Origin of the sequence: Mucilaginibacter sp. PPCGB 2223, from assembly GCF_001705515.1 — a bacterium.
Taxonomy (GTDB): domain Bacteria; phylum Bacteroidota; class Bacteroidia; order Sphingobacteriales; family Sphingobacteriaceae; genus Mucilaginibacter.
Window position 1 is genome coordinate 1,702,084 of the sequence record NZ_MDJS01000001.1, and the last position, 15,595, is coordinate 1,717,678.

At 45.6% G+C, this 15,595-nt stretch carries 12 protein-coding genes and 1 other RNA gene; 1 reads left to right on the forward strand and 12 read right to left on the reverse strand.

The window, feature by feature from the left end; all coding sequences use genetic code 11:
- Positions 1-31: 31 nt before the first annotated feature.
- The 9 genes from BEL04_RS07360 to BEL04_RS07405 form a co-directional block, all read right to left on the reverse strand.
- The gene (locus BEL04_RS07360) at positions 32-2,773 is read right to left on the reverse strand and encodes a carboxypeptidase-like regulatory domain-containing protein (protein WP_066001826.1); all 2,742 of its coding nucleotides are present in this window, start codon (positions 2,771-2,773) and stop codon (positions 32-34) included.
- A 103-nt stretch (positions 2,774-2,876) separates the two neighbouring features.
- Positions 2,877-4,175, reverse strand: a complete 1,299-nt coding sequence (locus BEL04_RS07365; protein WP_066001827.1) for an aminotransferase class V-fold PLP-dependent enzyme — start codon at positions 4,173-4,175, stop codon at positions 2,877-2,879.
- A gap of 80 nt (positions 4,176-4,255) precedes the next feature.
- Positions 4,256-4,792 carry a hypothetical protein gene (locus tag BEL04_RS07370; protein WP_066001829.1) on the reverse strand — a complete coding sequence of 179 codons (537 nt, stop codon included), beginning with the start codon at positions 4,790-4,792 and terminating at the stop codon, positions 4,256-4,258.
- A 23-nt stretch (positions 4,793-4,815) separates the two neighbouring features.
- The gene (locus BEL04_RS07375) at positions 4,816-5,313 is read right to left on the reverse strand and encodes a hypothetical protein (protein WP_139112945.1); all 498 of its coding nucleotides are present in this window, start codon (positions 5,311-5,313) and stop codon (positions 4,816-4,818) included.
- A gap of 9 nt (positions 5,314-5,322) precedes the next feature.
- A complete protein-coding gene (locus BEL04_RS07380; RefSeq protein ID WP_066001834.1) occupies positions 5,323-6,285 on the reverse strand; it encodes a YpdA family putative bacillithiol disulfide reductase in 963 nt (320 codons plus the stop codon).
- 265 nt (positions 6,286-6,550) lie between these two features.
- Positions 6,551-6,650, reverse strand: an RNA gene (ffs, locus tag BEL04_RS07390) — signal recognition particle sRNA small type.
- A gap of 84 nt (positions 6,651-6,734) precedes the next feature.
- On the reverse strand, positions 6,735-8,114 hold the full coding sequence (locus BEL04_RS07395) for a hypothetical protein (protein WP_066001839.1): 1,380 nt from the start codon (positions 8,112-8,114) through the stop codon (positions 6,735-6,737).
- A complete protein-coding gene (locus tag BEL04_RS07400) occupies positions 8,111-8,767 on the reverse strand; it encodes an RNA polymerase sigma factor (RefSeq protein WP_254659537.1) in 657 nt (218 codons plus the stop codon). Before BEL04_RS07400 ends, BEL04_RS07395 begins: the two co-directional genes overlap by 4 nt.
- Before the next feature lie 58 nt (positions 8,768-8,825).
- Positions 8,826-9,350, reverse strand: a complete 525-nt coding sequence (locus BEL04_RS07405) for a 2'-5' RNA ligase family protein (RefSeq protein ID WP_066001843.1) — start codon at positions 9,348-9,350, stop codon at positions 8,826-8,828.
- Between the two features lie 102 nt (positions 9,351-9,452).
- Here BEL04_RS07405 and dinB point away from each other — a divergent pair, with 102 nt between their 5' ends.
- Positions 9,453-10,634, forward strand: coding sequence for a DNA polymerase IV (gene dinB / locus BEL04_RS07410; RefSeq protein WP_066001845.1), 1,182 nt, complete (start codon positions 9,453-9,455; stop codon positions 10,632-10,634).
- Positions 10,635-10,889: 255 nt separating this feature from the next.
- On the opposite strand, the gene BEL04_RS07415 is transcribed toward dinB, so the two are convergent.
- The 3 genes from BEL04_RS07415 to ruvB form a co-directional block, all read right to left on the reverse strand.
- Positions 10,890-11,774 carry a hypothetical protein gene (locus BEL04_RS07415; RefSeq protein WP_139112946.1) on the reverse strand — a complete coding sequence of 295 codons (885 nt, stop codon included), beginning with the start codon at positions 11,772-11,774 and terminating at the stop codon, positions 10,890-10,892.
- A 307-nt stretch (positions 11,775-12,081) separates the two neighbouring features.
- Positions 12,082-14,403, reverse strand: a complete 2,322-nt coding sequence (locus BEL04_RS07420; RefSeq protein WP_066001850.1) for a GH92 family glycosyl hydrolase — start codon at positions 14,401-14,403, stop codon at positions 12,082-12,084.
- A 168-nt stretch (positions 14,404-14,571) separates the two neighbouring features.
- Complete coding sequence (ruvB, locus tag BEL04_RS07425; RefSeq protein ID WP_066001851.1) at positions 14,572-15,594, reverse strand: Holliday junction branch migration DNA helicase RuvB; 1,023 nt, start codon at positions 15,592-15,594, stop codon at positions 14,572-14,574.
- Position 15,595 lies beyond the last annotated feature (1 nt).

A 15,595-nucleotide genomic window follows, 5' to 3' on the forward strand; every position in this document is an offset into this window, starting at 1 on the left:
AAGGCATGCACAATACGTGTGCGCCTTTTATTTATTGTACATTATAATGATACACAAACCGGCCGACGTTACCATCGCCGTCAATACCTTCAACAACTACCCGGTAGCTGCCGCGGCCATCGGCGTTAAAAAATTCGACGCTTGTTGCGCCGGTAGTTTTATCGGTTAACAACCTTGGGTTCCAGTAAATAGTGGTACGCAGATCGGACCGCGAATTAACAGTTGCCGGGCCGGCGTATTTAGGCGAATAAAACTCGCGCGTTTTGCTATATCCCATTGGCATGAAGGTTAACAGGTATTTTGGCGGGAACAACTCTTTAAGCTGTTCTTTGCTGATCTTTTTACCCTCGGGTTTCTTTTTACCGTTGATCACGATAACGCCATTGGTATTGTACATCCGGTTTATACCGCTCAGGTCATCTTTCATAAACGTTTCTACCGATTCAATTTCGTTAGCATTTATACTTGCCAGGTAATTGTAATCAACATTCATCCCATTATAAAATATCGCGGCAGGGGTACGTTTACCACTGTTATAATCGCGCGTTACATAAAAGTTATTATTATCATAGGTAAAACCGATCAGGGCGGTTTGTAAACAACTGGCTAAAAACGGGCAATCCTTCAGTTGTTCGCCCTTTACCAGGTGATCCGGGTCCATAGCAAGTCCCATCAGTGCAGGATAATCTGTATGGCTCGGTTTTTTAACATAGGGCACATCTTTTATCACAACCTCCTTCAGTGTATGGCTGTTGTTATAAATTTTCAGACTGTTTTGCAGATACGGATGCATCAGGCTATCTATATTGGCTACCTCATCAGGCGCATTATAATTAGGTGTTACACCTTGCAGCGGAGGCTGGTCAAGCGTCATCATCAGCGAGTTGTTGTTCAGGTTATCGCGCGCGTTCAGGGTTACGCTGGTTGAGTCGGATATGGACAGATTTGAGAATTTGAATTTCCCAACCGGGTCGGTAATAGTTTGCGTCGAAAAATTATTATCCGGTATCTGCAGCCTTACATTGCCTTTTCGTATAGGCAGCCCGGTATTGTTTCGCAATGTACCCGATATTTCAATGCCGTGCATTTCGGGCAGAAAATATACCGGCGGCTTCTTATCGGCTATAATATCACGGTACGAAAACCTGCGGTACCCCTGTGTCAGCATCAGCACGTCCAGATCGGATGTCGTTTTATCGGTAACGTTTGTAAAATAGTAATTGGGTTTTTCGATATAGCCTTTCAAATCGGATGTAAGGAGCAAACTGGTGAGTATCGTGGTTTCGGCATTTTCATCAAGAGGCACTTTACTTTCGTCTATCACCGCCATCGAAATGCTTGCTGCCACAGGCGTTGTTTGATTTTTAGCCGTTACATTAAGCTTTACTTTTTGCCTTGCAGCGAAAGTCTGGTTAGAAGATGTTACCGAGAGGTTCAACAGATCATTCGCCCGGATGAAAACGATCCGCTCGCTTACCGGGCTGCCATTTGATGCAAACAGCGTGATCTGCAATATCCCGGTAGGAAATTTACTTTTAGGTACAGATGCAGTGTATAACTGACTGGTAAGCGTGCTTTTTGCCGCATAATAAATGATCCCACCGCTTTGCGCGATGATGTAAAACTCCTTACCCTGGTTTTTTTGAAAAAAAATGTCATTACTGGTGATCTTCAACAACAGGTTTTGCGGATCGATGATGCTTGCCGCCAGATTGATCCCGGTACTTGCTATCCTCGGCAGATCGTAATTACCGTGGCTGCCATCGGCAAAGGTAACATTGGCCGTATAAGTTTTCCCGCTTTCGGGCGTCAGCACAAATTTGCCCATGCCCCGGTTTTGCGATTTAAAGTCGGTAACCTGCTTGCCGTCGCTATCCATAATAACGCCGCTCACATCAATCCCCAAACCATCAGGTTTGACAGCTTTAAAACCCATTACGGTACGGATACCGCTGATCAGTTCGCCGCCTTCGGGGAAGAACTGTACATCTTTTTCTTTATCAACCTGTTTTAACGAAAACGAAGCACCAAGCACTTTGCGGCTACCCACTTCAATATTGGTTTGCAGCGGCGCCTGGCTAATTCCCGATAGCTTGGCAGTATTAATGACGATATTGGCAGCGCCGCTGGCATCGGTAACAGCTGTACCTTTTATTTCTTTATCGTCCTCCGGGTCGACATGCCAGTTCACCTTTTTACCGGCGTATGCAAGGCCATTCTGATCGCGGTACACTACGTGTGCGGTTACTTTCGATTGCCCGTTCTTTGCTGGTGCAACAGCCAGCGATACGTTAGTGGTTAATTCCTTCTCTATCGCATTCCCAACACTGATCACCTTGTTAAAAAAGTAGGCCGGGTCTGAATTACGCATCCAGTTGGTATAGGCTACCAAATGATAGCTGCCCTGCTTGTACATGTTTTGAGGCAAGGGTATACTGCCCCAGGCAATGCCGTTATTAAGCGGCAATTTAATGGTTGTTACCAGCGAATCGCGGCTGGTGATCACATCCACGTATACTATCCGGCTCAACCCCGTAAGCTGGTGCTTATCGATAGTAGCATAAGCTTTAAACCAGATGGTATCGCCTATCGCGTAGTAAGGCTTATCCATGTGCAGGTAAACCTTTTCGATAGGGTGTTCATTGCCTTGTTTAATCGTTTTCTCCAATATCGTTGTTAAATTAACGGTATCGGGTTTAGTTTGCGCATCGGCCAATAAACAAAACGTTGTAACAAATACAAATAAGGCAAATAAAAATTTCCGTAAAATCATGGATGGAATGTTAAATGCTAAGGGGCCACAATATAGCCATTTAACGTCTTAGCTTAAAAATGATGCAATACATTTAACATTTTTTTACAAAACAACAGGTGTTTTATTTTACCCCGGCGGCGATCTCGGTCAGCGCTTTCACCAGTTTATCCAGGTCGGCAATTTTAGTATACACATGCGGCGTTACGCGTACACAGCTGATGTTTTCCCAAACAATGCCCACAGCATGTATTTTGTATTTGCCGAGCAGGGCGCTGTCCAACTCAGCCGGGGTCATGCCGTCAACGGTCACCCCGCAAATAGCACACGAGTATTGCGGTTTTAACGAGGTATGTATCTTTACCCTGGGTATTTGCGCGGCACGGCTCGCCCAATAGTATTTGAGGTAATGGATGCGCTCCTGCTTGCGCTTGCTGCCAATGGCATTATGAAAGTTGAGCGCTTCGCCTATAGCCTGCTCTATCGGAAAACTGCGTGTACCCAAGGTTTCAAACTTGCGTATGTCATCGCTTTGAGGCTTACTATTACACAGCAGCGGCCATATTTTCGCTATTTTTTCTTTTTTAATCCACAACATGCCTGTGCCTACCGGTGCCGATAGAAACTTATGCAAACTGGTGCCAAAATAATCGCACCCCAGGTCGGGTATCTTAAAATCCAGCAAGCCGAACGAATGCGCGCCATCCACCATCACCTCCACGCCCCGGCTGTGCGCCATACGGCATATTTTCTGCACCGGCATGATCTGCCCTACCCAATTGATGATATGTGTTACATGCAACAGCTTGGTTTTTGGGGTAATGGCATCGGCAAAAGCTTTCACAATCTGCTCGTCGTTCTCTATCGGGAAGTCGAAACTAAGCTGCTTATACACTATCCCCTCGCGCATGGCCCGCTGGCGGTAAGCCTGGATCATGTTCGGGTAATCCTGTTTGGTGCCGATAACCTCGTCGCCCGCCTTCAGGTCGAGCCCGTAGATCACCGTATTCAGTGCCTCGGTGGTGTTGCGGTTAATGGCGATCTCGTCTGGCAATGTTCCGGCAAGCAGGGCGAGTTTTTCGCGAAGCGGTTCGCGGCCCATATCCAGCACCCGGTTCATGTAGTACGATGGCCCCTGGTTTGCCAGGTCGTTATACCGGGCCAGGGCCTGTTGCACCACCAATGGCGCCGGCGATACGCCGCCGTTATTCAGGATGATCAATCCCGAGTTTACCGTATAAGCCTGTTGTACAGTTGCCCAGTAGTCTTCATCTGCAGCAACCTCCGCATCCGTTAAATGCGACACCCGTTTGGCTGCATGGGCAAAATCGGCAGCATGGGCAATATCAAATAAATTACCGGCCGAAAAGGCTCCTGCCAGGGCGGTAAACTGCTTTACAAAGAGTCGTCGGTTTTGGGGCATCAACTAAAGATTGAATAAATATACAAAAAGGCTGCTACTATTATATCTGGGCCTGAAAGAAGGCCGGCATCCAAAGCTTATTAAGGAAGTCGGGCATATTGCGTCTGAAAGTCTGCCAAAGGTACCACAACAGCCTTCTGCTTATCACCCTTTCCGTAAAACAGCAAAATCAGGTATCTATATTTGGTAAAATCTTTAAAAACATCAAACTTATTACCCGGATTTCCATAACCGTCAACCGCCCTGGCGGTGTAGGTGTCGCCAGAACTTTCAGTAAACTGCATATTTGCCGATACAGTTCGCGTCGGATCTTTCAGGTCATCTGTAAAGCTAACCTTCAAACCTTTTTGAGGGGCTATTACCCCGGGCAATATAAACGATATGAACGCGGGCCGTTTAACGGTTTTTGTTTTAGCCACCGTCAGAGTAACGTATTGTTTACTCCGTAACGAGAATTGCACATCCAAAAACATCAGCGTACCCTTATCCTTTTTATCAATATCCCATTTAAAAACGTTTACTGAGGTATCAATAACGGGTAACTTATGCGGGGCTGCTTTTGCTGCGGTAATGCTTAAAACATAAAACGTTACAAATAAGGTATTTCGCGATCTCATGGTTACGGTATTAAGTATATTGATTACTTTTTATGTTTGATGATAAAATAGACACCATCTATATAAAATAAAAATTGACCGGGCGCCGCAATGATCTCGTTGCTTAACGCACCGCATTCGTTCGAATCATCTTTACCTTTAAACGAAACAACAATGATATATTTCGAGCTGATTTTCAGGTTTTCCTTTTTTATCTTGTCTTCTTCAAAGTATTTATCCGCGTTAAGCTTATCCATACCAATCTTATCATAAGCACAGGAATCCTTTGAATCTGCAATGTCGTGCTGATGAATGCGCAAAACGCTTTTTCCTACCATTTTCTTAGCCTCACTCTCATCCATCGCTGTAACGTTACCTGCAAAATAATAGCCTGTTACAACCCAATTACCCTTTATGGTAGAAAGGTTAATCTTATCAAAAGAGGCTTTTTTACCTGCTTTTTCCGAATTATTGGTACCGCAACTGGTAAACATAACCAGCACGCCTAATGAGGCAAAAAATCCAGGTAGATATTTCTTCATATTGTGTCCTTATTTCTTCTTAACTATATCCCCAATAATCATCTCCGCATGCACCCGCGAGTTCTCGATAAACCACAGGTGCGTATCCATTCCACCGCAAACTACACCGGCCAGGTAAACGCCTGGCAGGCTTGTTGTTTCCATAGTTTCGGCGTTATATTGCGGCAGCAGCTTCTCATCAGCCGAAAGCTGTATGCCTATCTTCTTCAAAAAGTCGAAGTTGGGTTTATAGCCCGTCATGGCCAGCACAAAGTCGTTGGCTATGGTTACCGGGCCATCCGGCGTGGCTATATCAACCTCACTTTCGCTGATAGCTGTTACCGACGAATTGAAATAAGCCTTGATGCTGCCTTCTTTTATCCGGTTGATGATGTCCGGCCGCACCCAGTATTTTACCCGGCTGCTGATCTCAGGTGCGCGCACCACCATAGTCACCTCTGCGCCTTTGCGGTAGGTTTCGAGCGCAACATCCACTGCCGAGTTGCTCGCACCAACCACCAGTACCTTTTGCATGGCGTAATAATGCGGATCCTTATAATAATGCTTCACCTTTGGCAGATCTTCGCCGGGTACGCTCAGCTTTACGGCGATATCGTAAAAACCAGTAGCGATAATGATCTTTTTTGCATGGTAAGCTGTTTTGGCTGTAGTAATGGTGTAATGCCCGTCTTTGCCGTCAACACTCAGCACCTCTTCAAAAAGGTTGATGAGTAAATGGTTCGAAAACGCTACCCTGCGGTAATACTCCAGTGCTTCGGCCCGTGTGGGTTTTACGTTATTGGAGACGAACGGTATCCCGCCTATCTCCAGTTTTTCCGAAGTGCTGAAAAAGGTCATCGTCGACGGGTAGTTGTACAGCGAATTAACCAGGCAGCCCTTATCCGTAATCACAAAAGAGAGGCCCGCCTTTTGCGCTTCCAACCCGCAGGCTAAACCAATGGGTCCGGCGCCAATAATAAACAGATCAAGCATGTGCTAAAATTAGCAATTTATGGCAGTTGTTTTTGTTTCAGTTAAAACTGTGACAATTAAATGGGGAAATAGTATCAAGTCGCAAGTATCAGGTATCAAGTATTTTATTTTTAGAGAGTTTTATTTGATAGTTTGCATTACATCTATATTTATGAATGCTTTCCAGGCAGTGTCAGGTAGCAGAGGACACCATACCAAGTATTTTAAAGTATTGTTTGCTGCCAACAACATCAGAACGATGCCGGCAAAAAAAAGGGCACAAAAAAAAGGGTAAGCACCTTTTATCGCACCGCTACAACCCTCTACCCTTGCTGCGTTCCCACCCTGGGGGAATTCAAGAGGAGCTGGTCGTAAAAGACTTACCCCGGCACAAAGATACAAAAAAATGCTTTCCGTTCACTAAAAATAACATTTTGCCAATGTTATCTTCATAACTGTTTACTATACAACTATTTAATATTCCAGCTAAAACCAACGGCCATACCGGCCGACTGTAGCTTAACTTTGCCGTAACCGATATCCGTCAGCGGCAATTGCAGGTAAGGTTGCAAACCGAGGCTGAATTTAGAGCTCAGGCGGTGCTGATACAGTACATTCAGATCGGCCACGCCGAAATAATGTTTATTCCGGTTCGAAACCTGGTATCCTGCAGGGCCCGTAATACCGGCGGCGCCGTAATCATAAAAGTAATTTTCTTTCAGCATCAGGTACGATGAAAGGCCTGCTCCAATACTAAACTGGTTCTTAACGTTGCCAAACAAGCGGTAATTAAGGTCGAGCGGTATATCCAGTATCCGGCAATCGGCATTTACATATTGTGGCTTGTAGGTAAAATAATAGCCGGTGTGATAATTACTAAAATCGGTACCGTAGGTGGCTTTAGCATACACAACGCCGGTGCTCAATGTAAACCTGCCGCGGCCAACTGAGAACAGCAGGCCAAAATTCGCCCCGGTTTGTGTTTCGGCGAACGAGCCTACCCCGTTTATATCCGGCGCTGCCAAAATAGTTAACGCAAAGTGTGTACCCGCCAATGTGGATGTAGCTTTCACTCCTGTTTTGGGTATTTGTTTGGCAATTTGCGGCGTTTCTTTAGCCTCAACTGCCGCCGAATCCGGGTTAGCAACCCCACCCCTGACAGTCTCCGGTTTGCTAACTTCAAAAGTTTTATTGCTGAATGCAGTTGCCGTATTGTTTTGCTCTGGCTTATTGGCTGCAATTACATCGGTGTTATTTGTCGTTCCGGGTTTATCTGTTGCAGTACTTTCGGTATTTACCTTTGGTGGTTTATTTGCAGCGGTTATGCTTTCCGGCTCATTTTTAATAGGTGCAATAGGTCTGTTTCCCTTACGGGGATGTTTGTTCGAGGCTATAGCAGCCGGGTTAATGCTTGTTGCTGTTACCGTCCCTTGCGTACCGCTTTGATTTTTTGCAGGTTGTTTTGCACCTGGCTGCTCAACGATGCCCCCAGCCGCAGCAGATGCACCATTTGAGTTAATATTGGCAGTTGCCTGCTGCCCGGCGGGTCTGGTTTGTTGTGCCTTATCACCACCAATTGTTCCATTTTGTTGTGGCTTGCTTACAGCAAAAGATGGCTTACCCTGCTCATCTGTTGCTGCAGGTTTAAAAAACATCCAGGCAAAAAACACCAGCAAAACAGCCGCGACAGCGCCTATGTAGGGCAGCAAAACTATAATGCCGCGTTTTTTTTCACGCTCATCCAGCATTTTTTCAAGTGCTTCCCAGTCGGCCTCACGGTACTCTGCATGATGGCCGGGTTCGGTTAGCACTTCCCTGAACATTTTGTTCAATTCGTCATCCTGGCTCATCTTCTTAAAATATCTCTTAAATAACTATCTGTCATTATTTTATGTATCGTCATTCTTGCACCTTCTCCGGGCCGCTCTGGCTCGCCTTTATCTTTCCCCAATATCATTTGCTGCAATTTGTGCCTGGCTTTGTGCAGATTTGATTTTGATGTACCTGCATTTATGCCCAGCATTGCACCAATCTCATCGTGCGTGTAACCATCTATAACATATAAGTTAAATACTGTGCGATAGGCCTGCGGCAGGCTTTGCACCAGCGCCAGCAGATCATCATAATTCAGCTTAGCGGTAATCGTATCGCCTACAGCTACCTCAGGCGCCGTATCAATATCTTCGGTATAAGCTACTTTTAAATTAGTACGGTAATAATCGATGGCTGTATTCGTCATAATACGACCCAGCCAAGCCTTGAACGGCTTCGATTCATCGTACTTTTTGATATTGGTAAGCGCTTTAAAAAAACCGCTGTTTAATACTTCGGCGGCCTCGTAGCGATTGGCAGCGTAGCGCAGGCAAATACTCATAGCATAGCCATACAACGTTTTATATAACATTTTCTGACTGGCCCTATCCTGTTTTACACAGCCCTGTATAATATTTTGTAGTTCCTGTTCGCTCATAGGCACATTCTGCACACCGGTAAGGAGGCGCAAGTTATTGAAAATCAAGCGATGTTTTAGCATCCATAAGCTACAAAATATTCAGCGCTGTTTACTTTTTAAAATACAGGTCCTTAAAATTTGTCCAATGCGCGTTTTCACTGCCGAAGGTTGGCCTCGATAAAACGGTAAGTTTATCTGCAAGGAAATATGCATTAAACTCCCTATGTTCAAAATATGGCCACAGCCGCCTGAAATCGACCATCGGGATATCTTTAACTATGGTAATGTGCGGTACAAGCTGCTGTTTATCGCCAAACACTTTCCTGACAGCCCTGAACCAATCGGCCAGTTCGGCATTTAAAACGGGGCGCGCATAGATTGTAGCCGATGCAGAACCGTGCAGAAAATAGGCAAAACCCTTTACGCTGATATAATTCGCCCTGATGCGCAGCAGCTTTTTCTGGTAATACTCCAGCTTTTCGGTCATCATCACCGGCATTTGCCGCCCCTGCCCGGTAATGGTAATATGCGCGATGGAATGCTTCCCATCATATTCGCCAATTACTTTTGCCGACGACAGCTTCAGCCTTCGCACCATTTCTTTAATCTCCGCCGATGGAGATATCAGCATCATATAGTCACAATAGGTACTTTCCAACACTCCCATAGCCTTAATTTTTGTTGACTAATTTGCTAATATTTTTAGCAAATTCAAATAATTATTTAACTTTGTTTTATGGAGCATAAGCGGTACATCGTTCACATCGATCTTGATTCGTTTTTCGTATCGGTCGAGCGCAAGTTCGATCCCTCGCTTATCGGTAAGCCTGTTTTGATAGGCGGTTCTGCCGATCGTGGCGTAGTAGCTTCCTGTAGTTACGAGGCACGCAAATTCGGCATCCACTCAGCTATGCCTATGCGTACTGCCATGCGTTTATGCCCGCATGCCATTATCGTGCGCGGTTCGCACGGCAAATATTCTGAAGCATCGGCGCAGGTTACAAAAATCATTGCCGATACCGTTCCGGCCTTTCAGAAAACGTCTGTCGATGAGTTTTACATCGATCTTACGGGGATGGATCGCTTTTACGATTGTTATCAGTTTGCCACCGACCTGCGGCATAAGATCATCCGCGAAACCGGGCTGCCCATTTCATTCGGCATGTCGTCAAATAAAACCGTCTCCAAAATGGCCACAAACGAAGCCAAACCTAACGGACAGTTGTTTGTACAGCATGGCCGTGAGAAGGAGTTTATGGCGCCGCTGCCCATCAATAAAATACCCATGCTGGGCGAAAAGACCTGCCAAAAGCTTTACCAATACGGTATTGAAAAAATACGCGACCTGCAGCGTGCCGACCTGCGTTTTTTACAAACAGTTTTCGGTCAGGCAGGCCGCGCCATCTGGGAGAAAGCCAACGGCATTGATTATGGCGACATCGTACCCCAGTCCGACCGCAAATCCATTTCAACCGAAAATACTTTTGGCAACGATGTGGCCGATCATAAGACATTAGAATCCGTCCTGGTTTCGATGACCGAGGAGCTGGCTTTTAAACTTCGCAAAGAAAACATGCTGGCCTCGTGCCTGGCAATTAAAGTACGTTATGCTAATTTTGAAACGCATACCCTGCAGGAAAAGATCGCCCTCACCTCTGCCGATCATATCCTCATACCCGGCATCAAAAACCTGTTGAAAAGAGCATGGAACAGGCACAGGCCGGTGCGGTTAATTGGTGTGAGGCTGAGCCAGCTTTGCCAGGGCAACTACCAGATCAACTTATTTGAGGATAACGAAGAAAAAATCAGGCTATACCGGGCATTGGATAAAATAAATTTCCGTTATGGGGATAAAACTGTATGCCGGGCGGCAGGAATGGAGATCGGAACGCGCAATTTTAATCCTTTCATGAAATAAATCCTGACGAATAAGTATGAATTTAAGATATTTTAATGAACACATTAAACCTTATATGCTTTTACGCGTTAAACCTGTAATGCGCAATTACCCATGTCGCATCCGGTACGTTCTTTTTTTGGGTTAATCAATAGTTTAAATTAATTAGGGGGAAGAGAGCATTGCAAAATGCTCTCTTTTGTTTTTTTAAGCCTCTCCCAAACAAAAAAAGCCCCGGCATTTACCAGAGCTTTCCAATTATTTCTTTAAGATATCTTATTTATCTCTTAGCAAATGGCTGATGCTTTGAATCGAGTTCACAAAGTTTAAACCTATGGTAAAGTATGATGTTTGCGTTTCGTAGCTCAGCAACCTGCCGTAGCTGAATTTAACCGTATTGGCAAAAATACTAATCTGGCCTCCCAAACCTACGTAAATGTGATTATTCACTTCCACAAAACTTGCCTCCGGGCCAAACGACGGTACAAATATTTGTTTTACCACGCTGGCACCCTTGTTAGGCTTTAAATAAAACGAATAGCCAACCCACGGTGCCGGCTGGAAGTTAATGCCGTTATCGCCGCTGCCTGGTGTTTTTAACCATGCAAAACCCGAAGTCGGACCGCCTGTCCAGCCAAAATCATCCACCTGGAAAAGCATTACAAAGGCTGAGTTGCCTTTGATGTTATCAACCGTGATCTTCAGTTTATCGCCAGGTTCCATATTTTCCGACGAGATGTCGATCTCCGTATTTTGCAAATCGGCGCCATCAACATATTTCTGGGTATAGGTATAGGTGTACATCTCGGGCGCTGAAGGATCTGCACGTGGCACCTGGTTCTTCAATACGTCTACAAAACCAAAAACATTTACCGGTTTTTCGTTACCCTTGGTATCAATCAGTGTAGCCATCAGTTTGATCTTCACCGAATCCTTTATCTTTTTGATCAGGTTCTTATCAAAATTGATTTTGATCTGTGAGTTCGACTGGATATACTTTACACTGGTAAATGAGGAGGGCCTGATTACAGTAAATTTAGAGTTGTCAGTTTTATTCCTGACTGTAAATGAGATGAACTGGCTCGGGTCCAGATCAACCTGTGCATAGCTGAACATCGTACATAAAACAAACAAAAGAGACAGTAGTAATGTTTTTTTCATAATTTAAATACAATAACATTAAAGGTTAATTCAACGGTTTACTTAATTAAGGGTAACTGCAATGTTGCGACATTTTTGTTAATATTTAAAATATAAAGTGAAACAAAGTGCATCTATATACGTAAAAAGTAGAACTTATCGCGTTACAAATCAAATAATTGCGTAAAGTATTTGTGTTTTTAATTATAGGTTTACTTAATAAATTATAATTAAAAATAAGAAGGACTTCATCCATGTAACAATCCCGAAATAAAAAAGGCGGCTGTACAAATGTGCAGCTGCCTTTTTTATATTGTTCAATGTCAGATCAATAACCGCGCGAAAACGAATACGGAAAATCCACATCGTTTATCCCACGCTGTTTGTTTGGTGATTTCGACATATTAAAATTAATCATACCGCCGTTTTGCATCAGTTGCTTATGACTTATCCAGTTAAAGTCGTAAGGCTTACCGTTATAAGTTATGCTGTTTACATATTTATTATCGGCGCTGTTTAGCGGCGCATTGATCACCAGGGTTTTGCCGCTCTCGAGCTTCAATGTCATTTTCCTGAATAATGGAGCACCTAAAACATACTGGTCGCTGGCCGGGCAAACCGGGTAAAAGCCCATCGCCGAAAACACATACCAGGCCGAAGTTTGCCCGTTATCTTCATCGCCACAGTAACCATCGGGTGTGGCTTTGTACATCCGGTTCATAGTTTCGCGGGCCCAGTATTGGGTTTTCCAGGGTTCGCCGGCATAATCGTACAAGTAGATCATGTGTTGTATGGGCTGGTTACCATGCGCATACTGCCCCATATTGGCAATTTGCATTTCACGTATCTCGTGTATGGTACCGCCGTAATAACTATCATCGAACACCGGGGGCAGGCTGAACACCGAATCGAGCTTGGCTACAAACTGTTGTTTACCGCCCATCAAACCGATCAACCCGTTAATATCATGAAAAACGCCCCAGGTATAATGCCAGCTGTTACCTTCGGTAAATGCATCGCCCCATTTAAAGGGGTTAAAAGGGGTTTGAAATTGGCCATCGCTGTATTTGCCGCGCATCATCCGCGTTTCTTTATCAAACAGGTTGCGATAGTTCTGGCTGTGTTTGGCGTAAATCTCTATCTCCTCTTTAGGTTTACCTAAGGCTTTGCCCAACTGGTAAATTGCAAAGTCATCATACGCATACTCCAAAGTACGGGCGGCACTTTCGGGGAAGGTCAATACGGTATCGTGTTTCAAATTGATATTAAAATCGGCCGGCACATAACCTAACCCGTTATATTGTTTTACGCCGAAACGGCCCACGGCACGTATCGGCCCTTCGTTATTGGCGCCATGCTTCAGGGCTTCCCAAAGTGTATTGATATCGTATCCGCGCAAGCCTTTCAGATAAGCTTCAGCTACGACTGATGCTGAGTTATTGCCCACCATCACGTTGGCCAAACCGGGGCTGCTCCACTCGGGCAGCCAGCCGCTCTCTTTATAATCATTCACAAGCCCTTCCTGCATTTCTTTATTTACCGACGGATAAACCAGGTTAAGGAATGGGTACAAGGCGCGAAAAGTATCCCAGAAACCCGTACCGGCAAACATATAGCCCGGCAGCACCTGCCCGTTGTATGGGCTCCAATGCATCGGTTTTCCGCCGGCATCGATCTCGTATAATTTATTCGGGAAGAACAGCATCCGGTACAGGCAGCTGTAAAAAGTGCGCATCTGGTCAATACTGCCCCCTTCGGGTTGGATGCGGCTCAGGGTTTTGTTCCAGGTAGCTTTAGCTTTTTGTTTGGTGATGTCGAAGCTATCGTTACCCAACTCACGCTTCAGGTTCAGTTCGGCCTGCTCAAAGCTGATGAACGAAGATGCCACACGCAGCGTTACCTGCTCTCCTTTACGGGTCTTAAACCCGATAACTGCGCCTGCATGCCTGGTGCTCATTTCCAACGAATCTTTTACCAGCAACGTATCTCGTGTAGTATAAACCATCGTAAACGGCTTGCTCAGGTAAATAACAAAGTAGTTTTTAAAGTTTTTTAACGGGCCGCGGGCATAGCGTGTGCTGTAACCGATGATCTTGTTTTCCTGCGGGATGACTTTGACATACGATCCCCTGTCCAGCGCGTCAACCACCACGAACGAGGTATCCGATTTAGGGAACGTAAACCTGAACTGGGCAGCGCGCTCAGTCGGCGTGATCTCGGTAGTTACATCCGCATCGGCCAGGTAAACGCTATAATAATAAGGTTTGGATATTTCGGCCTTGTGCGAAAACCAGCTTGCCCTGTCCCACTGCCCCACTTTAATTCGGCCGGTGCCCGGCATAATGGCAAATTGCCCGTAATCGTTCATCCATGGCGAAGGCTGGTGTGTTTGTTTAAAACCTTTGATCTTATCGGCACTGTAGGTGTATTGCCAGCCATCGCCCATTTTGCCGGTTTGGGGCGTCCAAAAGTTCATGCCCCAGGGCAAGGCTATAGCCGGATAAGTATTTCCGTTAGATAGATCGATCTTTGATTCGGTACCCATCAGCGGGTTGATATATTCAACCGGGTCGGTAACGGTATTTATCATTTGTGCTTGTGCAAAAGTACAAGCAGCAGCAAATGCAAAAATGCAGCAGAGTTTTTTCATAAGTAGTAACAGGTCAGTTTTTAAAGTACTGGCTAAAGTAGTAATTTAAAATGGAGTTTAATTATTGGGCGTTCCCCTTTGGGTCAGGCTGTACGCTCATACTGCACAGGCATTAGTCGCATGGCCGGTATCCGCTTCCTAACGCAACTTTGCGCGCGTTGCCCATCTCTAAAACAACGTCGGCCCGCCGCCCAGCTTCAACCTCCCCAAATGCTTATACGCATTGTCAGTAGCTTCCCTGCCGCGCGATGTGCGCATCAAAAACCCTTCTTGTATCAAAAAAGGTTCATAAACCTCTTCAATGGTGCCTTCATCCTCACCAACGGCTGTCGCGATGGTTTTTAAACCAACCGGCCCGCCTTTAAATTTATCGATGATGGTGAGCAGTATCTTATTGTCCATTTCGTCCAAACCATGCTCGTCAACATTCAGGGCACTCAGAGCAAAACGGGCAATCTCGGTATCTATCTGCCCGGTGCCTTTTACCTGGGCAAAATCGCGGGTTCGGCGCAGCAAAGCATTGGCAATACGCGGTGTACCGCGGCTGCGGCGGGCAATTTCGTAAGCGGCTTCTTCGCGTATCGGGGTACGCAATATCGATGCCGAACGCAACACAATGGTGGTGAGCAATTTGGCATCATAATATTCTAAGCGGGCGTTGATACCGAAACGGGCGCGCAACGGTGCGGTTAATAATCCCGAGCGTGTGGTAGCCCCCACCAGCGTAAACGAATTCAACGATATCTGCACCGAGCGTGCGTTAGGTCCACTTTCGAGCATGATGTCGATCTTAAAATCCTCCATCGCGCTATACAGGTACTCTTCCACCAGCGGGCTCAACCGGTGTATCTCATCGATGAACAAAATATCACCTTGTTCGAGATTGGTAAGCAAGCCGGCCAGGTCGCCGGGTTTATCCAGCACCGGGCCCGAGGTAATTTTAATACCCGAGCCCATTTCGTTGGCGATGATATGTGAAAGGGTAGTTTTACCCAATCCCGGCGGGCCGTGCAGCAGCACATGGTCGAGCGATTCGCCGCGCTGTTTGGCCGCCTGCACAAAAACTTTCAGGTTGGCTAATATTTTATGCTGGCCTGTAAAATCCTCAAAAGCCTGCGGGCGCAATACTTTTTCAATATCACGCTCAGTCGACGAAAGGCTATCCGGGTTAGGATCGAGATTTTGGTTCATT

What these genes read in the sequence shown, in the direction of transcription:
- BEL04_RS07360 (WP_066001826.1), bottom strand. Translation starts at nt 2,773, where the DNA reads ATGATTTTACGGAAATTTTTATTTGCCTTATTTGTATTTGTTACAACG.
- BEL04_RS07365 (WP_066001827.1), bottom strand. Translation starts at nt 4,175, where the DNA reads ATGCCCCAAAACCGACGACTCTTTGTAAAGCAGTTTACCGCCCTGGCA.
- BEL04_RS07370 (WP_066001829.1), bottom strand. Translation starts at nt 4,792, where the DNA reads ATGAGATCGCGAAATACCTTATTTGTAACGTTTTATGTTTTAAGCATT.
- BEL04_RS07375 (WP_139112945.1), bottom strand. Translation starts at nt 5,313, where the DNA reads ATGAAGAAATATCTACCTGGATTTTTTGCCTCATTAGGCGTGCTGGTT.
- BEL04_RS07380 (WP_066001834.1), bottom strand. Translation starts at nt 6,285, where the DNA reads ATGCTTGATCTGTTTATTATTGGCGCCGGACCCATTGGTTTAGCCTGC.
- BEL04_RS07395 (WP_066001839.1), bottom strand. Translation starts at nt 8,114, where the DNA reads ATGAGCCAGGATGACGAATTGAACAAAATGTTCAGGGAAGTGCTAACC.
- BEL04_RS07405 (WP_066001843.1), bottom strand. Translation starts at nt 9,350, where the DNA reads ATGATGCTGATATCTCCATCGGCGGAGATTAAAGAAATGGTGCGAAGG.
- dinB (WP_066001845.1), top strand. Translation starts at nt 9,453, where the DNA reads ATGGAGCATAAGCGGTACATCGTTCACATCGATCTTGATTCGTTTTTC.
- BEL04_RS07415 (WP_139112946.1), bottom strand. Translation starts at nt 11,774, where the DNA reads ATGAAAAAAACATTACTACTGTCTCTTTTGTTTGTTTTATGTACGATG.
- BEL04_RS07420 (WP_066001850.1), bottom strand. Translation starts at nt 14,403, where the DNA reads ATGAAAAAACTCTGCTGCATTTTTGCATTTGCTGCTGCTTGTACTTTT.
- ruvB (WP_066001851.1), bottom strand. Translation starts at nt 15,594, where the DNA reads ATGAACCAAAATCTCGATCCTAACCCGGATAGCCTTTCGTCGACTGAG.